16 protein-coding genes and 1 pseudogene are annotated in these 20,792 nt (G+C 42.7%); 5 read left to right on the forward strand and 12 right to left on the reverse strand.

Annotated elements, in window-relative coordinates; all coding sequences use genetic code 11:
* The first annotated feature begins 44 nt into the window (after window positions 1–44).
* Complete coding sequence (gene gnd / locus QWY16_RS17600) at window positions 45–1,457, forward strand: NADP-dependent phosphogluconate dehydrogenase (RefSeq protein WP_300990531.1); 1,413 nt, start codon at window positions 45–47, stop codon at window positions 1,455–1,457.
* Window positions 1,458–1,722: 265 nt separating this feature from the next.
* On the opposite strand, the gene QWY16_RS17605 is transcribed toward gnd, so the two are convergent.
* The 8 genes from QWY16_RS17605 to QWY16_RS17640 all read right to left on the reverse strand — a co-directional run bounded on the left by QWY16_RS17605 (window position 1,723) and on the right by QWY16_RS17640 (window position 12,287).
* Entirely contained in the window at window positions 1,723–2,217 is a 495-nt protein-coding gene (locus tag QWY16_RS17605; RefSeq protein WP_300990532.1) for a GNAT family N-acetyltransferase, read from the reverse strand.
* A gap of 118 nt (window positions 2,218–2,335) precedes the next feature.
* Window positions 2,336–3,187 (reverse strand): hypothetical protein, encoded by an 852-nt coding sequence (locus tag QWY16_RS17610; protein WP_300990533.1) that lies wholly within the window; start codon window positions 3,185–3,187, stop codon window positions 2,336–2,338.
* A 77-nt stretch (window positions 3,188–3,264) separates the two neighbouring features.
* Entirely contained in the window at window positions 3,265–4,296 is a 1,032-nt protein-coding gene (gene mcrC / locus QWY16_RS17615; protein ID WP_300990534.1) for a 5-methylcytosine-specific restriction endonuclease system specificity protein McrC, read from the reverse strand.
* Window positions 4,289–5,992: an AAA family ATPase gene (locus tag QWY16_RS17620; RefSeq protein WP_300990535.1), complete on the reverse strand. Its 1,704-nt coding sequence runs from the start codon at window positions 5,990–5,992 to the stop codon at window positions 4,289–4,291. The genes mcrC and QWY16_RS17620 overlap by 8 nt, the downstream gene beginning before the upstream one ends.
* Window positions 5,993–6,198: 206 nt before the next feature.
* A complete protein-coding gene (locus tag QWY16_RS17625) occupies window positions 6,199–8,622 on the reverse strand; it encodes a DEAD/DEAH box helicase family protein (RefSeq protein WP_300990536.1) in 2,424 nt (807 codons plus the stop codon).
* Window positions 8,615–8,941 (reverse strand): nucleoside triphosphate pyrophosphohydrolase, encoded by a 327-nt coding sequence (locus QWY16_RS17630; RefSeq protein WP_300990537.1) that lies wholly within the window; start codon window positions 8,939–8,941, stop codon window positions 8,615–8,617. Before QWY16_RS17630 ends, QWY16_RS17625 begins: the two co-directional genes overlap by 8 nt.
* Before the next feature lie 25 nt (window positions 8,942–8,966).
* Window positions 8,967–11,858: a DEAD/DEAH box helicase gene (locus QWY16_RS17635; protein ID WP_300990538.1), complete on the reverse strand. Its 2,892-nt coding sequence runs from the start codon at window positions 11,856–11,858 to the stop codon at window positions 8,967–8,969.
* 24 nt (window positions 11,859–11,882) lie between these two features.
* The gene (locus QWY16_RS17640) at window positions 11,883–12,287 is read right to left on the reverse strand and encodes a (deoxy)nucleoside triphosphate pyrophosphohydrolase (protein ID WP_300990539.1); all 405 of its coding nucleotides are present in this window, start codon (window positions 12,285–12,287) and stop codon (window positions 11,883–11,885) included.
* Between the two features lie 178 nt (window positions 12,288–12,465).
* Between QWY16_RS17640 and QWY16_RS17645 the strand changes: the two genes are divergently transcribed.
* On the forward strand, window positions 12,466–12,903 hold the full coding sequence (locus QWY16_RS17645) for a hypothetical protein (protein WP_300990540.1): 438 nt from the start codon (window positions 12,466–12,468) through the stop codon (window positions 12,901–12,903).
* Window positions 12,904–13,371: 468 nt separating this feature from the next.
* On the opposite strand, the pseudogene QWY16_RS17650 reads toward QWY16_RS17645, so the two are convergent.
* Window positions 13,372–13,692 (reverse strand): annotated as a pseudogene (locus QWY16_RS17650) (HU family DNA-binding protein); the annotation flags it as partial.
* 78 nt (window positions 13,693–13,770) lie between these two features.
* Between QWY16_RS17650 and QWY16_RS17655 the strand changes: the two are divergent.
* Window positions 13,771–14,667, forward strand: coding sequence for a LysR family transcriptional regulator (locus tag QWY16_RS17655; RefSeq protein WP_300993513.1), 897 nt, complete (start codon window positions 13,771–13,773; stop codon window positions 14,665–14,667).
* Between the two features lie 64 nt (window positions 14,668–14,731).
* Here QWY16_RS17655 and tcuA read toward each other — a convergent pair whose 3' ends face one another.
* Window positions 14,732–16,228, reverse strand: coding sequence for an FAD-dependent tricarballylate dehydrogenase TcuA (tcuA, locus tag QWY16_RS17660; protein ID WP_300990541.1), 1,497 nt, complete (start codon window positions 16,226–16,228; stop codon window positions 14,732–14,734).
* A gap of 252 nt (window positions 16,229–16,480) precedes the next feature.
* Here tcuA and yyaC point away from each other — a divergent pair, with 252 nt between their 5' ends.
* The gene (gene yyaC, locus QWY16_RS17665; RefSeq protein ID WP_300990542.1) at window positions 16,481–17,068 is read left to right on the forward strand and encodes a spore protease YyaC; all 588 of its coding nucleotides are present in this window, start codon (window positions 16,481–16,483) and stop codon (window positions 17,066–17,068) included.
* Window positions 17,069–17,116: 48 nt separating this feature from the next.
* Here the strand turns inward: yyaC and QWY16_RS17670 are convergent, their stop codons facing one another.
* Window positions 17,117–18,424, reverse strand: coding sequence for a CitMHS family transporter (locus tag QWY16_RS17670; protein ID WP_300993515.1), 1,308 nt, complete (start codon window positions 18,422–18,424; stop codon window positions 17,117–17,119).
* A gap of 185 nt (window positions 18,425–18,609) precedes the next feature.
* Window positions 18,610–19,473: a LysR family transcriptional regulator gene (locus QWY16_RS17675; protein WP_300990543.1), complete on the reverse strand. Its 864-nt coding sequence runs from the start codon at window positions 19,471–19,473 to the stop codon at window positions 18,610–18,612.
* A 130-nt stretch (window positions 19,474–19,603) separates the two neighbouring features.
* Here QWY16_RS17675 and QWY16_RS17680 point away from each other — a divergent pair, with 130 nt between their 5' ends.
* Window positions 19,604–20,731 (forward strand): 2-methylaconitate cis-trans isomerase PrpF family protein, encoded by a 1,128-nt coding sequence (locus tag QWY16_RS17680; RefSeq protein WP_300990544.1) that lies wholly within the window; start codon window positions 19,604–19,606, stop codon window positions 20,729–20,731.
* Window positions 20,732–20,792 lie beyond the last annotated feature (61 nt).

The following is a 20,792-nucleotide window of genomic DNA, read 5'->3' on the forward strand; positions in this document are numbered from 1 at the left end:
GTTAACGGTGTTCGAAAAATCATAAAAGAACGGGGCAGGATAATATGACACAGCAAATCGGCGTGATCGGTTTAGGCGTAATGGGCACGAACCTCGCATTGAATATGGAAAGCAACGGCTATTCGGTAGCCATCTATGACTATTGGACAGACCGGATCGACGAGCTATCCGCTAAAGAAGCGAAAGGGAAAAACATTCAAGGCGCTTACAGCATCGAAGAATTCGTCTCTTCCCTGGAAACGCCCCGCAAAATTTTAATGATGGTCCAGGCGGGAGACGCAACCGATTCGGTTATAGAATCGCTCCTCCCGCATCTTCAAAAAGGGGACATCCTGATGGACGGGGGAAATTCGTTCTTCAAAGACACGAACCGGCGGACAGCGGCCATTGAAGCAGCAGGCCTGCATTTTATCGGCGCCGGCATTTCGGGCGGTGAGGAAGGCGCCCGCTACGGCCCTTCCATCATGCCGGGCGGATCGAAAGAAGCTTACGAACAGGTCCAGCCGATTCTTGATGCCATTGCCGCAAAAGTGGACGGGACTCCCTGCAGCACGTATATGGGTCCTGACGGCGCCGGCCATTATGTGAAGATGGTCCATAACGGCATCGAGTACGGTGATATGCAGCTGATTTCTGAAGCGTATTTCATCATGAAACAGGCATTCGGCCTGAGCGCGCCGGAAATGCAGGGCATCTTCGCGGAATGGAACAAAGGGGAACTTGACAGCTATCTTATCGAAATTACGGCGGACATTTTGGCGAAAAAGGATGATGAAACCGGCAATCCGCTGGTCGACCAGGTGCTTGATGCAGCCGAACAGAAAGGGACCGGGAAATGGACAAGCCAAAACGCATTGGACTTAGGGGTCTCCCTCCCCATCATAACGGAATCGGTATTTGCCCGGTTCATCTCCGCTATCAAGGAAGAACGTGTCGCGGCAAGCAAGATCTTGAAAGGCCCTGAAGCGGAAAAACCGGCAGGAGATTCCCAGGAATTGATCGAAGCTATCCGCAAGGCGCTGTATATGAGCAAAATCTGCTCGTATGCCCAAGGCTTTGCCCAGATGCGCGCAGCCTCCGATGAATACGGCTGGAATATTCCGTACGGCGATGTAGCAATGATTTTCCGCGGCGGGTGCATCATCCGTGCACAGTTCCTGCAAAAGATCAAAGAAGCATTCGACCGCAATCCGGAACTGCCAAACTTATTAGTGGATCCGTACTTCCAGGAGATTATCGAAGAATACCAGCATTCCCTTCGCAAAGTATTGACCTTGGCCATCCAGCAAGGAATTCCAGCGCCTGCTTTCTCAAGCGCATTGGCTTACTTTGACAGCTACCGCTCTGCAGTATTGCCAGCCAACATGATTCAGGCACAGCGGGATTATTTTGGCGCCCATACCTACAAGCGCATCGACAAAGAAGGCATTTTCCATACGAATTGGTCATCCAACTAATCTGGAAAATGCACTGACTGAAAAAATTAAACAACTAATTTAATTTTTTCAGTCCTAAGTCTGGTACTTATCGTCAGCAGTGACCAGAACCTTTAGGAAGTGCGGGTTCAGTAATTTGCATTTTACACGAACCTGTTATGGATCCTTATTGTTCTCGAGGCATTCCCCTTTACATTAAAATCTATCTCATAGAAAAAAGCCGGTTCTACTTGAACCGGCTTTTTTCTATTCATCAAATTCTTTCGGTACCATGGTTCCCTTGTATTTAGGACGACCAATAGATTTTCTTGGCATCCTCACGCAGCTGCTTTAACCCCGCTTTTTGCAGCACGCGGATCGAAGCAATGTTTCCCGGCGAGCAAGTGGCTGTGACTTTCTTAACGCCCGGCTGCTCCAATCCCCACTCGAGCATCGCGGCTGCCGCTTCTGTCGCAAAGCCGTGGCCTTGAAAGCGCGGAAGGACGCTGTAGCCTAGGTTGATCTCACCTTTTTCATCCGGTCCGCCTTTGAAGCCAATGTCGCCAATGACCATATGGAGCTCTCTATTGATAATCAATCCTTCCCATACGTTCTCTTCCGGCTGCTCAATGAACCGGTCGATTTTGTATGGGAAGAACTGTTTGTAGACATCCATCGGATAGTCTGCAAGCACTTGGTAGGGGATCAGCTTCTCTAGCTGTTCAGGGCCTTCAAGAAGTGCCTCGATCATTTCGAGTTCAAAAGTGATGACTTTTAATCTGTCGGTCGTGACTTGCGGCATTTCTTCTCCCCCCGGTTGAGGATATTTGGTTATTCATCCCATTTTACTGTAGAATACGTCATTTATTGCGTCTATTATCAGCGTCGTTTAAATTTCATCTCTCTTTACTACACTGATTTCAACGATCCTTCTTTATTAATTCTGCCGATACTGTAAGATACGGAATATTACTTCCAGTTGCAATGTCACTTAAATCCAGTAAATTTTCTGCAGATATGCCAGGGTTTCCAAAAGTGCCGTTTATATTTGAAACCACATAATTGGTGCCATCAAAATTAACATCAAGCGCTGCATTGGCAATGACCCCAAAAGAATTCTCAAGTATAAGCGAATCCACATGCCATGTTTTCTCATCCTTAGTGCTCCAAGTACCCCATGAGTTCACTTTCATAAAATAGTCGTCAACATTGCTCGATGTGTCTGCATAACTGTGGAATTTCGAAATATCATATGTGTTTCCATCTTCTTCAAATACGTCAATTGCATAGCCGTTAGTTATTGCGACCACTGCAGAACGTTTCGCATTTTCAACAGGGAAAATCGCTTCAAGTGCTGCTATTGCGGCTTCACCATTGTTTTCCTTTTGAGGTTCTTCTTCATTTGAAGACGTTGGCTCAGGTTTTTCTTCTTCTGAAGGGAATGTATGATAAGTAATGACTACTTTTACGGTGTCAGCGTACCAATCATCTGGAGAATAGGCATTGTCACCGTCAACCGAAACAGATTCAACTTCACCGTCCTTGGTCAACCAGCCTGTTACTAGATCTTCCACCTTTTCTGTTTCAATGTTTTTGAATCCTTTTTCCTTAAACTCATTAACAACCTCTTTGTAATCTTTGCCTTGTTGAATGCTTGACCCTGAGGGTGTTTTTGCTTCACCTTCATGGTTATTTGAATTTCCAGTACACCCCACTAATGTAATAATGAGAAGAAAAATACACGCAATAACAATACTAATTACTTTTTTCATTTTGTTGCTCCTCGCCAAATAAACTCCGATTAATCTGTTGGTTAAAAAAAATTAATACTCCGTGCACGTTCTAAAAATTAAGATATGAGCAAAGGAATACTATCCAACTGCCTAACGATCTCCGGCCAATCCGCACCTAAATCTAAAGTTCTTACCATAATTCTATTGCCATCAATTTGGTACTCGTTATTCGGTGTAACTTCTTCATCAGTTTTAGCGTAAAGTATCAGCCCGCTCACGTTTCCGCTGCCTGTCCGATCTTTATTTTTTACATAAGTATACATTTGGTACAGGTTAGCTGAATTGATCGTTTTATTATTGAATAAGGTATGCGTCTGCATGGTTCTTCCGTAGTACTTGGCATCTATGATTAAAACTTCATCTTTTTTCGAAAGAGTGATATCTGTCTTCATCGCTGGCAGGAATTCTTTTATGCCATCATCGATATTCCAATCAATATAGGAAGCACTTGCGGAGTATTCGGGATGCTCTTTTTTGAAGTAGCTCAGCAAAAACTTTTCATATAAACTGTGCATTTGCTGATCATCCAAAAACTGCTTCATCTTATATTCTCCGCTGTCAGTGGTCATCAACAGTCCGTTAATAACCAACTGGCAAATATTCAATAGCAGTTTGTATGTTGCATTGTTTCGATGATAAGACAATGCGCTCCAATTAATGGATTGCGGATCAATGGCATCAACATTTTCGAAGAAGAGAACTAACTTGCGCAGTTCTTTCCGGTTGCTGTCTTTGACTTCTTTGCTGCGCATGAGCAGCTGCATCGTCGTTTTCACAATTTGATTCATCAGTATATTTTTAGAAAAGTTATCAAAACGGCAGACCATGCTTCTTCTTATAAGAGTATTTTGTTTAATGGAACTTGTGACATCGATTTTCCCCCGCAAACTTCCTGTTGCTTCTGTCTGTTCAATATATTCTTTGTGAAGCCCGCGTTTACACTGGCTGGCTACTCCCTGTATAAGAATGGCCGCCATTAAATCATGTATGTTTTTAAATTTTTCAGTTTGAATGCTTTTATACCCTTCCTCGTTCAGAATGCGATAAGCATAAGCTAGCATATGATAAATATTTTTCAGCCTAATCACGGATAGAACTCCGAAGTTTGCCGTTCCAGTACTCTACTTGTGAGGGCTCATCAAACCAGTACTCATTGATCAAGGGAATCAATTCATACTCTACGACTTCTGACAGCCATTCATCATCAATCTCATTTTTTGAAGAGAAATAGCTGTGGCCAATGCGGAAGCCGTTGCCAAGAGAAGCATCTTCACTGATTACCTGATTCAATGCCGCCACAGTATTAATCAAACTTCCGAATCTCCCATTTTCAATGCTGTCCTGGTATTTTTTAAATCCTTCACTGGCAAAAGCAGGCTCGAATTCATAAAAAGCAAAACGCCGGCGCAAGGCATAGTCAATCATCGCCAAGCTGCGGTCAGCCGTATTCATCATGCCGATGATATAGACATTTTCAGGAACTGAAAACTGTTCATCGGAGTAGAGCAACCGCAGTTCTTTTCCTCTTTTATCGTTTTCAATCAGCATCAGCAATTCGCCGAAAATCTTACTCAAGTTTCCTCTGTTAATTTCATCAATGATAAAGAAGTAAGGGCGATCATCAGGTTCTGCTTTTTTACAGAATTGATAGAATGGGCCGTTAGCCAAAGAGAACCCAGCATTATTGGGGCGATAGCCCATTATAAAATCTTCATAGCTATAACTTTGATGGAATTGCACAACTTGCACACGGCTTTTATCTTTTTCGCCCATTATGGAGTAGGCGAGCCGTTCTGCAGCATAAGTTTTTCCTACTCCCGGCGCCCCCGATAAAATTAAATTCTTTTTTCTGATAAGCAAATTCTTAAGTGTATGATACTTCTCTTCGCTCATATATACTTCTGATAAAAAATTCTCTTCTAAATAACTTTCGAAATGTGGTTCCTCTTCTACTCGATCTGCAGACTCTCCTATTCTCTCTTCAAAGCTATTTTCCAGTTTCACACTATAATCGGACGAGGCAGAAGCGGGAATATGTTCGTAACTTCCATCAATAATACTCTTAATAACTATATTTTCTTCTTTAGTCACCTTAAAATTTGTAGCTCCTGCATAAGTTAATATCTCCATCTTTTTAGTCCGTTCATCTGAAAGCAAAAGCGTTCTTTCCACAATTCTTTCTGTAAGATTCTCTTGTATAAAGATATCTACACCTAAATAAGGTTCGTTGTTCAATTTTTCGCTCCGGCTATAGAAATCGTCCTCTGCCGGCTGTTTCATTTCAGGATTGCATAGAATTGTTCCAGACGCCACAATGCCGCCGCCAGGTCCTGAAAGCCAGATATATGCTTCGTCTCCTTCTTTAATTTGCTTCGGATACTGATTGACGGACCATGTGATTTCATCCAGATCATTTACAGCGCCAACTACATCATAGTATTTCGGGTTTCCTTGGAATATCCAAACGGCAGGTTCTTCTAACTCCTTTAAAAACTTTGAATATAGAACCATTGAATTGGAGTATGCTTTGTTGCCTGCCTTAATATCAATTTCCTCAAAATTGGGAGCAGATTTCAGCATGTTATGTATTTTTTTAAATTGTTCAAAAGAAGTAATATGGAACAAATCTGTCTGCGGCAGTTCTTTAAGTTGTAATTTTGCGCTGCTGTTTCTCAAAGCATTTGTATATGCATTGATAGTTCCAGTCTTGTACGGTTCTCCGTTTGATTTCTTCTGCTTCGTCATCCATGCTTGAAAAGGCTTCTTTAAATAACTTTCAGTCATATACTGCCAGCTCCTTTTTTAGTGGGTACATAATTTGTGTTTAGCAATTCTTAAGCCATTAAGAATATATTAACATTTTATTTTGAAAATAATTACATTTATTAACTTCATTTGTTTCCTTAATTACTCCTATAAAACAAAAAGCCATATCGCTCTCCTGCTTTAATAAACAGAAGAATCGACATGGCAAAATAAACTTTTCTTTTTTAATGCAAGGGAATTGTTTTTCGTTCAAAATAGGCATGCAGCCGATATTCAGATATCTCGTCAGTCCATTTGTACAAGTACCTGTTTTCTTCATCGGAAGGCTGCAATTTAAAAAAGAATGTACCATCCTCAAAAGCCACAATGCCGTCTTTTGCACTGCCGCTCCATTTAGTCATCGGCATTCTTGCAATCAAATCAGCTACTTTTCTTTGGTCATATACCCAAAGCTTTTTGCCCTGCGCATCGCTAAAATCAATGTTTCGGCGGTAGTCCTTTTCAGTTAAATACTCATGGAAAAACAGTGCCGCTTCTTCTGGAGTTATTGGCTCAAGCCATTTTTTTACGCCTTTTGAAAGCATATAACTCAGGACAATCATCTTATAGCTTTTGGTCATGCCTGTCTTTTCAACTTCAATGAGCCAGTGCTTATACTTCAGCCATACACCTTTTTCTGCTTCTGTTAGCTCATCGGCATAGGCAAGCATGCCAAAGTAGCTTCCGAATTCCTGTTTTACGGTTTTAGAATCAACATTGGCATGCAGATGAAATTCCAGATAGCTCGGACGGCTTCCCATTTCTTTTTTCAATTCATAATAAGCCATAACAAGCGCTTCTTTTCGAGGCGCTCTTTTTCTGCGCATTTCCTCCAGCAAATTAATCACTTGCAGATCCAAGTTAAATTCACAGTGGACAGGTACAAGCGGTTGAATAGCTTTGTTCCCCGCTGGCTTCTCTTCCTTGTCAAAGACAGCCAATTTCAAGTCGGCATTGCGGTAATTGCCAATGAAATCAATAATGACACAATGCGACTTCCCTTCTGCTATCCGCAGGCCACGCCCAATTTGCTGCGTATAAACTGCCAGTGATTCTGTCGGACGGATGAAAAGAAGTGTATCCACTTTTGGAATGTCTACGCCTTCATTAAACAAATCCACCGTGAAAATGATTTCAAGTTCACCGGAATCCAGCCTTGAACGGGCAGTTTTGCGCTCTTCCGGATGCGACTCGCCGTGAAGCGCAATGGAACGGACGCCTTTACACTGAAAGAAGCTGTTCATGTATAGCGCCTGTTTTACTGAAGAACAGAACACAATCGTTCTCGTCTGCTTGTACCGGTCCCACTCATCAAAAATTTTCTGTGCGAAATCTTCACGGAGCTGAACCTGAAGCAATTCCTGTTCGTCATACCGGGTTCCCCTCCACGGAATCATTGAATAATCAGTGTCGTCATATACTCCGTAATAATTGAATGGAGCAAGCCAATTGCGTTCAATCGCATCCAGGAAATGAATCGAAATCGCAACGTTCCCATCACATAGCGCATAAACATCTTTATTGTCCATCCGGTCCGGTGTGGCTGTAATCCCCAGTAAAAATTTCGGTTCAAAATGATTCAACAGGCGCTCGTACGTCGGCGCTGCTGCATGATGGAATTCATCAACCACAATTAAATCAAAAGCATCCTTTTCAAACCGGTCTAAATGATACTGGCTGCCTAATGTGTAGATGGAAGCGAAAATAAAATCGGCGTCCGTTCTTTTTTCAAAAGCATTATAAAAAGCGCTCGATCTGTCCGGATGAACGTGCTTAAATGATTGTTCCGCCTGATAAAGGATTTCTTCTCTATGGGCGACAAATAAAACCCGTTTGAATTTCTCTGCAAAGAAAGCGGCTAAATAAGTTTTTCCGAGTCCCGTAGCCAGCACCACCATTGCTCGGCTGTAATCCTCAGCCATAACGTTTTCCAAGGCATCCAGCGCTTCCCGTTGAGCCGGTCTTGGGGAAATATCAGTGCTGTAAAGTGTCTGAGTTTCGGCAATTTCCGGCTGCTGCGGGGAAATAGGGCCGACAGTCATTTCTACCTCTTCCGCTTCTGACCATACTGGGCTTATTGGCCGTTCCGAATTCGTTTCTTTATGTAAAGATCGGTACTCTGCAAGTGTTTCTGCATTTAAAGGCACGGTCTGCTCGGCATAAAAATACTTATGAAACTGTGTAACCGCTTCGTCGAAAACTTCAGCATCAACAGACGTTGGAGCGATTAAGTTCCACTCCACTCCTGTTGTTAAAGCGGATGCCGATAGATTCGAGGAACCTACAACCAAATGGGAAGTCTCAGTCCCCCGGAATAAATAAGATTTCGGGTGAAAGGAAGTTCCGCCGCTTTTCCATATCCGAATTTCCGCTAAAGGGACTTCTTCTAAAAGCAGTTCCAGGGCATCCGGCTGCGTCACAAAAAGATAATCGCCAATAAGCAGTTTAAGCGGCACTCCTCTTTCAGTCGCTTCCTGAAGAAAAGGGGTAATCTTTTTCACTCCCGACTTCATAGCAAAAGCAGTGATCCAATGAATCTCAACCGCTTCTTTTGATAACCTCTCCAAATGGTTTACAAGCTGAGAAGTCACCAGTTCCAGATTAGTCATCTTCAACCTCAATTAAAAAGATACGCTTTTCGAAGCCTCCACGCTTTTCCGCTTTTGCTTTGCGGACATTTTCTAGTTCCTCAAAAGAAGAGCCGTGGATTTTCGTTGCTGCATGAATAAGTTCAAGGATGTCTGCTAATTCCTCGATTGCCTCTTCGTTTGTTTTTGCTTCTTCATACTCCATTAGTTCTTCTCTTAATTTCTTTTTTAATTCAACTATGTACTCCTCATTTAGTAAAATACGAGTTGAAAATACTTTTCCTGTCTTTTCAATTACTTCGGGTATTGCATCACGGATTAACTTATTATAGATAGGCATACAGTTTTCCCTCTCTTTATAAATTTTAATTTTCTCCACTCATAATATAATGATACAGCTTACTCTCCAAACTCTTCTCCAACACCATATTCATATGAACCACAGGAATCTCTTTCCCATTCTTATCTTCCATCGTACTTTGCTCAACCATGTTTTTATCAGGAACAACTTCTCCTAAGTAGTAGAAATCGCCACCTTCATCATCGTCTTTTTTCACGAACAGATGTAGATCGATTCCTTGTTCTTTTGCATTAATGATTTTTATCACTTCTTCGGATGCTAAAGTACGATTGCTTCTTGTCGACCATTTAAAGACCTCAGGATTGATAAAGCCCTCGGTATACGCAACACTGGATTCAACTTCATCGTGTTTATGGTAAGTAACAAAGATTGGACAAGTTCCATGCTTTGTCTTATATCCATAGATCGTAGAGCTTTCATCATTTGACCAGTTCAATAGTCGACAAGCGTCTTTTCTTGTGTATTTTTTGTACAAAGTTAGTGGTTTCTCACATAAATATTGTTCACTAAGAGATGCTGCAGTGTTTACGATATCGATCAGCATCTCTTTAAATATAGGATTAGCAGTTAACCGCTCTGCAATTTCCAAGTTGAAGGACAAAGAATCCATTGATTCGAATAGAACGAGCGGTTTGTTTCCATACTTCTTCTGAGTAGCTTCAGTGTAAAACGAAAGATCTAAAATGCGTTCTACAGATTTAATCGTTTCTTCATTTGTGACGCACCCTTGCTTCTCTAACTCCTGAAGATATTTCTCTCTTGACATACTTCCTTCAATTAAAAGTAACTCCAATAACACCACTTCATGCTTCCGTTTACCGTTTAATAGTTCCTGAGAAAGCATCGTAATGACTTGTTCTTCGTAAGTTGATAAGACCGGTTCAATCTCTTTTAACTTCAATAGGAATTCATAGTAATTCACATACTTTTGTACAATCACAAGTGGATCAAGAGAGTTATGAATGATAAAGTCTTGCAGCTTTGGAATTTCTCCAATTCTATTCTTGAGTTCGATATAAGCATCTCTCAATAATTTCATATCGGTTAAATTACTGCGCTTAATGGCATTAAAGACGCGATTCTTGGCGATTTCTTCAAAGTTCACGGTAGAAACACCTTTAATATAACTGGTGTCTTTCATGTGCCGTCGGATATTGTCTTTATTTTGAGAGCGATCTCCAGATAAAGCGACTGGAATGAGGTAGTTGTTTTTATAATTCCCAATGAAATCGATGATCGTTACATATTCTTTCGATCCATGCTTCCGCAAGCCGCGACCCAATTGCTGGATAAAGATGATGCTCGACTGCGTTTGACGCAGCATGACCACTTGATTGACACTCGGAATATCGATTCCTTCATTAAAAATATCTACTGTTAAAATATAATCGAGTTGTCCTTGTTCTAAACGCTCTACTTGGCGGACGCGCTCTTCTTGAGAATGATCGCCTGTTAAAGCCACGGTTCGAAGTCCTTTATTATTTAACTCAACCGACAGTTTTTCTGCTTCGTCTTTTCTGCTGCAGAACATTAATCCTCTTACTTGGTCACCTGAATGGCCGTAATAATGAATTTTTTGGAGAATGTGATTTACTCGTTCTTCTGTTACGAGTTTTGAAAAAGCAGTTGCTTCATCAATAACCCCTTCATCATACTCAATATCGGTAACTCCAAAATAATGAAATGGGCAAAGCATATCTTCTTCAAGCGCTTCTTGTAGGCGGATTTCATAAGCGACATTGTAGTCAAATAGCTCGTATATATTAAAATCGTCTGTTCGTTCAGGAGTAGCGGTCATGCCCATTAAAAACTTCGGTTTAAAGTAATCCATAACTTTTTGATACGATTTTGCTCCTGCTTTATGTACTTCATCAATTAAAATATAATCAAACGCTTCGGGATTCAGTTGTCGAAGTGTGTCTTCTTTTGAAATGGTTTGAATGGTCGCGAATAAATACCGTGCATCGGTTTGTCTCGACGAACCGGATAAAATCCCAAAGTCTTCTTCTGCACCACCTAGGATTTGAAGAAAGTCCGACTTGGCTTTTTGTAAAATTTGTTCGCGGTGAACGATAAATAACATCCGCTTTGGCGCGAAGCTGCGGACATCAAAAGCCGATAAATAGGTTTTCCCGGTTCCTGTTGCAGAAATGACCAAACCTTTATCATTACCTGCTTCTCGTACAAGTTGAATTTCTTGCAGCGCTGCTTGCTGCATTTTATTTGGCGTGATTTTCAAAGCCTCTTCAATGGCGTTTGTTTCGTACACTGCCGGAAAATCGGTAACCAGGCTTGCTTCACGATTGTTTGTAGGCGGCACATAAGAAGATTCATAGCGTGCGATCCACTCGTCTGTTAAAGGAATTGAAGTTTCCCAGACTTCTTCAAATTGATCATTGAAATGATTGACGATTTCACCATTTTCGAGTGAAGTCAGTTTGACGTTCCATTCGTAATTCACTTTTAACGCGTTAGCAGTTAGATTAGAGCTGCCTACGATTAACGAATGATGGGTTTCGTGATTGAAAATATATCCTTTAGAATGAAATCCTTTTTTATTTGCCAAACGAACTTCGACATTGGTGATTTTTAATAGTTCTTTAAATACTTTCGGTTGGTTAAAGTTTAGAAAAGTAGACGTTAAAATACGTCCTTTAACCCCTTTTCGCTCCAGATCCAAAAAATGCGATTTCAATGTAGCCAAGCCACTTTCTGTCACGAAAGCGACTGAGAAAAGAAAGGACTGACAATGATCAAGCTCTTCAAGCAAGGCGTTTAAAACATTTTCGTTCGTATTGTTAACTAATAATGTTGGCTTAAAGCGTTCTCCACTATGTTGAGTTTGATCGATAAAACCTTTGTATAAGGAATCTTGTAAATTCTGAAGTAAATTCATTGTCGACCACCATTCGTTTTCTTCTTAGTTCTGTTTAACAAAGGTTTGTGCTATTTTTTCAATCGCTGGAATATCAGCAGGTGCCCATTCAAGTTGTTCTAATTCGTCCGGCCCTAGCCATTTGATCGCGGTATGTTCTGTTAAAACCGGCTTTCCTTGTAATAACTTGCAGTAAAATGTGGTTAAATGCACGATGCCAAAATCGTATTCATATACGGTATGTTCTACTTGTTCTCCGATTTCAATTTCACAATGCATTTCTTCTTGAATTTCACGCTGCAAAGCTTGTTGCGGCGATTCATCTTGTTCGATTTTGCCTCCAGGAAATTCCCATAGTCCTGGTAATGCTTTTTCTGTTCCTCGCTGTGCGCATAGAATTTTATCGCCGTCCGTGATAACTGCTCCTACTACGTGAATGTTTTTTTTCATTAAGAATCCCTCTCTTTTCTAATAACTCATCTTTTAATTCATTTCACATCATTATATTCCTTTAGTTACATATTTTTGAAATTGCATTATAATTAGATCTAAACTAATATCTTCCATCAAATTATAATCTACGCGTTTTACTAAGGGATATCTACCCTTATGGAAAGGAGCAGCTAAAATGACTGATAAGCAAAGTTCTATGAGTGTTAATAAGCATGTGCTAACTCACGATCTAAACTTGAGGCAGTTTTCTAATACAGCGGTCTTTCTGAGAGATCGACTATTCGTCCTTTCGCCTTCTGCTCAAAACCAACATAATTGGTTTGATTTGAGTAAAGTGAATATTGACCGTTATAAAGAAAAACCCTACAAAGGATTTTTGGTTGTTCGTTTCTTTGATAAGTTCTTAGTGGCTGACCTAGACCGTTTCATTCGTGAAATGATGCCAGCAGACCTATATGTTCTCCCGAGTTCCGGTCGTGCGCATTGGAAGTTCAATATAAAATTTTCAAATTCAACTCATTACATAATCAATCAGCAAAATCCCAACAAAAGGTATCCCATACGTGAGTTTTCCGTACATCAATTACAGAATTTGCTTAACAAAAAAGCCTAAATTTATTGTCCTTCTATGAATATACGCTAAAGAGCGCATTGAAATTTCCTGATGCGCTCTTCCATATATATTTAACAAATAATCTATTAGCAAATAAATTACATTTTCAAGAATCAGCATCATCGTTTGCTAGGTTTTGAAATCTATTGAGAGCCTTCATTCGATAAATTTCTATCATAAGTACTTCCGGTAGTTCCCTCTCAAAAACACTTCTTCGATCTGGCTCGTAAAGACCTTCGTATTCAAAATCTTTTTGCCAATCAGCCGGTTGACGATCATTTCAGCTTCCCTGAAATCCAAATCCAGATCTTCTGCAATTTTCTTTACTTCCACAATGGTCAATTCTTCCAGATTTCCGCCGGCTGCCTTTGCCTTTTTGCTTTCTTCAAATACATAAGTCAGAACACGGGCTTCTTCTTCATTGAGCTTGCCCGTGGAAACGAAATTCTCGATAAAACTTTTTTGGTTGATGATGTCTTTTAGAACTTTCGCTGCTTTGAACTGAGGCGCTTTTGAAGCGGCAATGGTGATTTCTTCCCCGGTTTGCGGATTTCGGCCTTTGCGCTCTTTCTTTTCGGCAACTCCAAAGGCACCGAAGTCGTTGATTTTGACTTCCTCGCCTTTTGTTAAAGCTGAAGTGATGCTGCTGGTGATTTCATTGACCACTTTTGCTGCCTGGTCTTTCGTGATACCGCTTTTCTGTGAAACGGCTTGGACCAATTCTTTTTTGTTCATCGTTTTTCCCCCTGTTTGTAAAGGTGCATGCTGCCTTTTTCTACTATCCTTTATTATACAATTTTAAAAGTGAGAATTGTGGAAATAAGGGCTTTCCGAATGTAGTATAATTCGGTTAAGGAGTTGCTTGCTATGGATGAAAAAGACTGGCTGATCATTACGACCATCTATGAGGAAAAGAACATTACAAAAGCGGCGAATAAACTCTTCACTTCCCAGCCGGCGATTACGTACCGGTTGAACCAGCTGGAGGAGGAAGTCGGCGTTCGCCTCATCTGGCGCCATAAAAAAGGCATCAAATTCACGCCTCAAGGGGAATACGTCGTGCAGTACGCCAAGGAAATGCTGATGAAACTCCAGCAGACGAAAGATTACCTGCTCAACACGAACGAAGAATTTGCCGGCATGATCCGCTTGGGCGTATCCAGCAATTATGCCCGCTTCATCCTGCCCGATGTCTTGAAGGAGTTTTCCGAGAAATACAGCAACGTCCAGTTCAAGGTGTTTACCGGCTGGAGCTATGAAGTGCTGAAGGAAATGGAACAGGACAATATTGTCCTTGGGATTGTGCGCGGTGATATCTACTGGCAAAGCAATAAAGTGCTGTTGAACCGGGAGAATCTGTGCATCATCTCCAAGAATCCCATCGATTTTCCGAGCCTTCCGAAAGAGCCGCGCATCGTGTTCAATACCGATCCCAAGCTCCAACAGATGATGGACAGCTGGTGGTACAGCAACTACTCGCAGCCGCCGTCCATCAATATGGAGATTGATAATATCGAGACGTGCACGAAGCTCGTCTCTAGAGGATTGGGCTACGCCATTGTGCCCGAGCTCGCCGTAACGGATATGGACGACCTCCACAAGGTAACATTGCTGGATCAAAACGGGCAGCCCTTCGACCGTCCCACTTGGCTGATCTACAAAGAAACGGATGTCCTGTATCCCGCAGTCCAGAACTTCATCGACTTTCTGATCGCCTCTTCCTCCGCTGCTGAACCGGACTCAGCGGATAACCCGTCGTTGTAAACGGATTTCTCAGAAAAGGCAAAACCCCCTGGCTGATTTACAGCCAAGGGGTTTCGCCTTTTCTTTATGCGTTTACTTTCGCTTGCTTCGAACGCGTTGCAGCTGCCTTGCCGGCAATTTTCCCGAAAACGGCACCGGACATCAAGCCCGATCCGCCGGGATAGTTGTCGTAAAAAATGCCGCCGATCATTTCGCCTGCTGCAAACAATCCGTCGATCGCCTGTCCGCCTTCATCCAACACTTCGCCGTCCGGATTCACACGCAGTCCGCCGAACGAGAACGTGACGCCGCATGTAACCGGGTACGCATAGAACGGGCCTTGCTCGATTTTTAACGCCCAATTCGATTTCGGTGGCGTGATGCCTTGTGTGCCTTTACCGTCTTTCTCGTTCGGGCTGTACTCGCCTTCCTGGACAGCCGCGTTGTATTCCTGGATTGTCTTCAAAAACTGCTCTTGGTCAACCGGCAATTGCGCAATCAGTTCTTCCAGCGTGTCTGCTTTGTATTCCGTCGTCTCTTCCAGATTATATTCTTTCCGCAACATCGGTCTAACCTGTGCGTCGTAGATCTGGACCGCCATCTGGTCCGGCTGCTTCAGGATTTCGCGGCCGTATTTGGCGTACGTGTAGTTTCTCAGGTCCGCGCCTTCATCGACAAAGCGCTTGCCGTCCTTATTCAGCATGATTCCGAGTGGATACGAGTGCTTTTTGAAGATGTCCCCCGGTTTGGTGAAGTCGCCGACTTTCGGCGCGTTGTAATCGGTGCCGATTGAGTGGCAGCCTGACCACTGGCCGAACGTTGCTGCGCCGGCTTCCACTGCCATGGAAAGCCCGTCGCCCGTATTGAATTCCGTCCCTCTGACAATGGCCGCTTCCCATTCTTCGCCTAAATGCTCCATCCGCATTTTTTTGTTCGCTTCAAAGCCGCCGCAAGCGAGCACCACAGCTTTCGTGTGTACAGTCAGCTCCTGTCCTTGCCGGCTGACGGTGATTCCGGTGATTTGGTCCGCTTCTTTTTTCAAGCCGGTTGCCGCCGACTCATACCAGACGTCGATGCCGAGTTTATTGACGCGTTCGTTCAATTGCTTGATCAGACCAACGCCTTTATCCGCCGTCTTGACCGGCAGCCCTCCCCAGAAATGCCGCTTGCCGTCCTTCTCGAATGACTGGTTGTCATAAATCAGTTCAAACGTGATGTCGTTGTCTTTCATCCAGGAAATCGTTTCAAACGATTTCGACACGAGTTGGCGCGCCAAGCCTGGTTCGCTCCGGTTGCCCGTCACACACATGAGGTCGTTGTAATAGTCTTCTTCGCTGTAGTTCGGCATCTCGATCTTTTCCGCTTCCTCTTCCGAGATATTGACTATTTCCTTGATGGAATTTAGCCCATTATACGCGAAACGGATTGCACCGTCTGTGAAGAAAGAATTGCCTCCTCTTTTTTCTTTCGGCCCTTTTTCCAGCACCAGCACATTTGCCCCGGATTCGTGGGCAGAAATCGCTGCACAAAGAGCCGCATTCCCCGCTCCTACCACTACTACATCATATGTTTTCTCTGGCATCGTGATTCCTCCTTAAAATTCTTCTTGCTTTTATGATAGAGGGAAGTTGTCAGAAAATAAAATCGAAAAAATCTATAGTTAATCATAAAAGAATTTTATCTAAAACATAATTTAAAATAGCATTTTCTTATCATCTTTTTTTACTCTGCTGGCTTCTGACCATAAAAGCTATTTTCTATCAATAGAGGCGGTTCTAACGCTATAATGAAGACATAGTTTAATGGCAAATACACTCGAAGGTGGTATGAGTTCATGCATACTTTTCGGAAATATAAAAATTCACATTTACAAGTACCGGTCAAGGCATCCTTACATTTCAATGAACAGACCGGGAACGAAGTAATGGCGTTGCTGATTGCGAAGTTGAAGAACATCTTTTTGGAAGCGAAGCAGCAGCAGCGCGAAGTCGTTTTCTTGTGCATCGGCTCGGACCGCTATATCGGGGATTCGCTTGGCCCGCTGATCGGCAGCATGATGGTGGAGAACGGCATTTCTCATCCTGTATATGGCACTTTGGAAGAACCGGTTCATGCCTTTAATTTGAAAATCGCTTTAAAAGACATCTATAGGAAAAGCGGCAATCCGTTGCTGATCAGCATTGACGCTAGCCTTGGCACAAAAGAACAAGTCGGGGATGTGCTGTTCAACGAAGGGCCTCTGGTTCCCGGAAAAGCCCTTGAAAAAATGCTTCCGGAAGTAGGCGACTATCACTTCCAAGGCATTGTCAATTACCTCGATCCGCTTCCCAGCTCCCAGTTTCTGAACGATACACGCCTCCATACGGTCATGAAACTGGCTAAGCTGATTACGCAAATCATTCTGGACAGCGATAAAGAATAATAAAAAGCAAAAGGGATTCCGCTATGAATGGCGGAATCCCTTTATGGTTTAAATCGCTCCTGTAATAAACGCAACTGCAATGATTACGATACAGCAGATAAATGCCCATTTAAATGCAAACTTCTGCAGTTCGCCGATGTCCTTCTGCACCATGCCGGCAACCAACAGAGTTGAAGCGACGAGCGGGCTCAGGAAATGGATAGGCTGCCCCAAAACAGATGCCCGGGCTATTTCCAATGGACTGACGCCATAAGCGGCTCCCGCCTCTGCCAAGATTGGCAAGACGCCGAAATAATAGGCATCGTTTGAAAGTGCAAACGTAAATGGCATGCTGGTAATTGCCACCACCAATGGATAAAACGAACCGACGGAAGCCGGAATAATGGAAATCAACGAATTGGAGATGGCATCGACCATTTGAGTCCCCGAGAAAATACCGGAGAAGATTCCCGCTGCAAATACCAGAACGACAACGGTAATGGCATTTCCGGAATGAGCCAGGATCCGCTCTTTTTGAAGTTTTAAATTAGGATAGTTGATTGTTGCTGCTATTACAAAACCAATCAGGAAACTGATCGGAGCTGGCAATAACCCCATCACTAAAACCGTCATGATTGTCACTACCAAGATTAAGTTGACCCAAATCAGTTTAGGCCGTTTCAAGTCATTTTCCACCGCGTGAGTGGCGGCTACTTGAAGCATGCTTTCTGAGGCCGCTGGAATTTTTTCCACATTAATGATGCCAAGCCGGGCCCGTTCTTTTTTGCCCATCAGATACGCCACACCTAATACGCTAAGCATCCCTGCCAGCATCGTCGGTACAATTGGAACGAAGAATTCATTGGCATCCAGACCAAGCGATGCAATAGCCCGTGTTGCCGGTCCGCCCCACGGCGTCATGCCGCTGACAATACTTACGGACAAAATAGAGATTGTTGCCAAAACCAAAGGATTCATCCCTAAGCGCAGATAAAGCGCCAGCATAGCTGAAATGGTAATCATATGAGTCGTCGTCCCGTCACCATCTAAAGCTGCAATCATCGCAATGACGGCTGTTCCCATTGCAATCTTCACCGGGTCCCCTTTAACGATTTTCATGACTTTGTTGATCAATGGATCAAACAGGCCGGCGTCTATCAGTATGCCAAAGAACAAAATCGCGAATAACAGTAAAGCAGCTGATGGAGCAACCTGTTTCAATCCTTCCATCATCATGTCCCCTAAGCCCGACCAAAACCCTCCAATCAAAGCAAAGAAAATCGGAACCACTACCAACGCTGCCACCGCTGACATCTTTTTCGCCATGATCAGATACGTAAATACAACAACCATCGACACCCCTAAAAATGTAAGAATAAGAATTCCCCCTTTGAATGTATTCGCTTACAATTCTCCCAAAAGTGCTATGTCCCTTGGCTGCTTATATTTCGAATTAGTTATAAGAATATTTCATCTACTCCAATAAGTAAAATAGATAAATCTTATTAGAAATGAATAAAAAAACTTATAACCCATCATTTATTTATAAAATCGGCCAAACTCTAAAAGGAAGGGTGGTCATTCAGAAAATCTATAAATTTTCGCACTGTAGATAATTTCAAAAATTCCTGGTTGTACATTAACCACGTATCCCGTGTTACAGGTTCCCCATTTTCATAAAATAAAGGGTATTTATAAAGCTGATCTGAAGGACGAAGGCAAATTTCAGGCAAAATGGCAATGCCTAAATCGTTTTTAACCATTTCTTTGCAGGTTTCTTGCCGGTCTGTTTCCATGGTAATCTTCGGCGGTTCGATATAACGGTTATGCCACCATTTGTTGATAATGTCTTTTAAAGAACTATCCGTCTTGTAATTGATGAAAGGCAATTCCGGCACTTTCTCCAAATCCACTTCTTTTTTAGAGATCAAAAATAATTGCTCAGTCTGCAGCAAGGTCTTCGACCCCGTCCAATTATAATCGCCGCGCAGAATGCCGAGATGCACTTCTGATGAATTGAGCAGCCCCATTACATCCGCACTCCATCCCGTGTTTACACTAAACTGGACATTTGGATGAGTAGTCAAAAACTCCTTCAACAATGGAGGCAATTTGTATTGTGCAAAATTGCTCGAAACACCTAGACGGATTGTCCCTCGAATTTCTTGCTGCATATTTTGAAGATAATCTTTAGTATTTTGAAGCTTTGTAATCATTTCTTCCGCGTATTGGGCTAAATAGATTCCTTCAGCTGTCAGTTCTACCCCTTTTTTTGTTTTGAAAAAAAGTTTTGTACCGACTTCTTTCTCCAAATTTTTTAAGCGGTACGTTAAAGCCGGCTGTGAAATATATAAGCGCTCCGAGGCCCGGCTAATGTTTTTTTCTTCATGTAAAACTTGCATCGCTTCCCAATCTTTTTCATCCATTTCAATCACTCCATTTATGTTATAAGTATTTTCGATAAGACACTGAACAAAATATCTATTTCACTTATGATTCAAATTATCATAGTCTATTTTTAGAAGCAATAGAATTTTCAGAAAGGTGGTTCGTCAGATGAAGATACCGATTGCCGTCATGCGCGGCGGAACCAGTAAAGGAGTATTTATCAATTATGAGGAAATGCCGGAGGACCGTATGCTTTGGGATAGCTTCCTGCTGGACATCATGGGAAGCCCTGACCAGCGGCAAATTGATGGTCTGGGCGGGGGGAATTCCCTAACAAGTAAAGTAGCGATCATCAAAAAGTCGAAGTTGGACGAAATCGACGTGGATTATACCTTTGCGCAAGTCAGCATTGAAAATCAATTGGTGGATTTTAAGGGGAATTGCGGGAACATCTCTTCCGCAGTGGGCCCCTATGCCATTGAGCAAGGACTGTTTGCAGCAGTGGAACCTGTGACAATGGTCAGAATTTTTAATACCAACACACAAAAAGTAATCATCGCGGAAGTCGAAGTGGAAAATGGACGGGTGAAAACGGAAGGGCAATGCGAAATCCCCGGAGTTCCAGGGACCGGTTCCCCTATCTATTTGTCCTTTACAGATGCGCAAGGCGCCGTCACCGGAAAGCTGTTCCCGACTGAAAATCCGATTGACCGGATTGAAACAAAAAACGGCCTTCTTGAAGTATCCATCATTGATGTTGCCAACCCCTTGGTTTTTGTAAGGGCAGAAGATGTAGGACTGACCGGGTCGGAATTGCCGTATGAGTTCACGGCGGAAAAACTGGCGGAACTGGAAGAAATCCGCTCGGCAGCCGCTGAAATGTGCTTGTTTTCAACTAAAGAAGAAGCGACGGTGAAGTCGCCCGCAGTGCCTAAACTCACGATTGTCGCTCCTCCTGAAACCTATTTGGACGTTAATGGTGTTGAACGGAAAGCAGAGGACATGAATTGTCGAATCCGGATGATGTCGATGCAAAAACCGCATCAGGCCTTGGCAATCACAGGAGCTATTTGCACAACTGCTGGAGCCTTTTTAAAAGACACTATTTTAAACGATGTCATCCAAGTCGAAAATACCGTCTTGCGCTTAGGTCACCCGTCCGGAATCATTGAGACGAAAGTGGACATGATTGCCGGCCACATCGGCAATATCAAAGTCGTGCGCACAGCCCGAATGATTTTGGAAGGGTATGTCTATACGAAGCATAACTATGATTACAGCAAATCTTTGGCCTGAGGAATGTCTCTTAAAGCTTGAGGTTTTGCAGCAGAATAACAAAAGGGTTTTCCAGTTTCCT

Origin of the sequence: Planococcus shenhongbingii (assembly GCF_030413635.1) — a bacterium.
GTDB lineage: Bacteria > Bacillota > Bacilli > Bacillales_A > Planococcaceae > Planococcus > Planococcus shenhongbingii.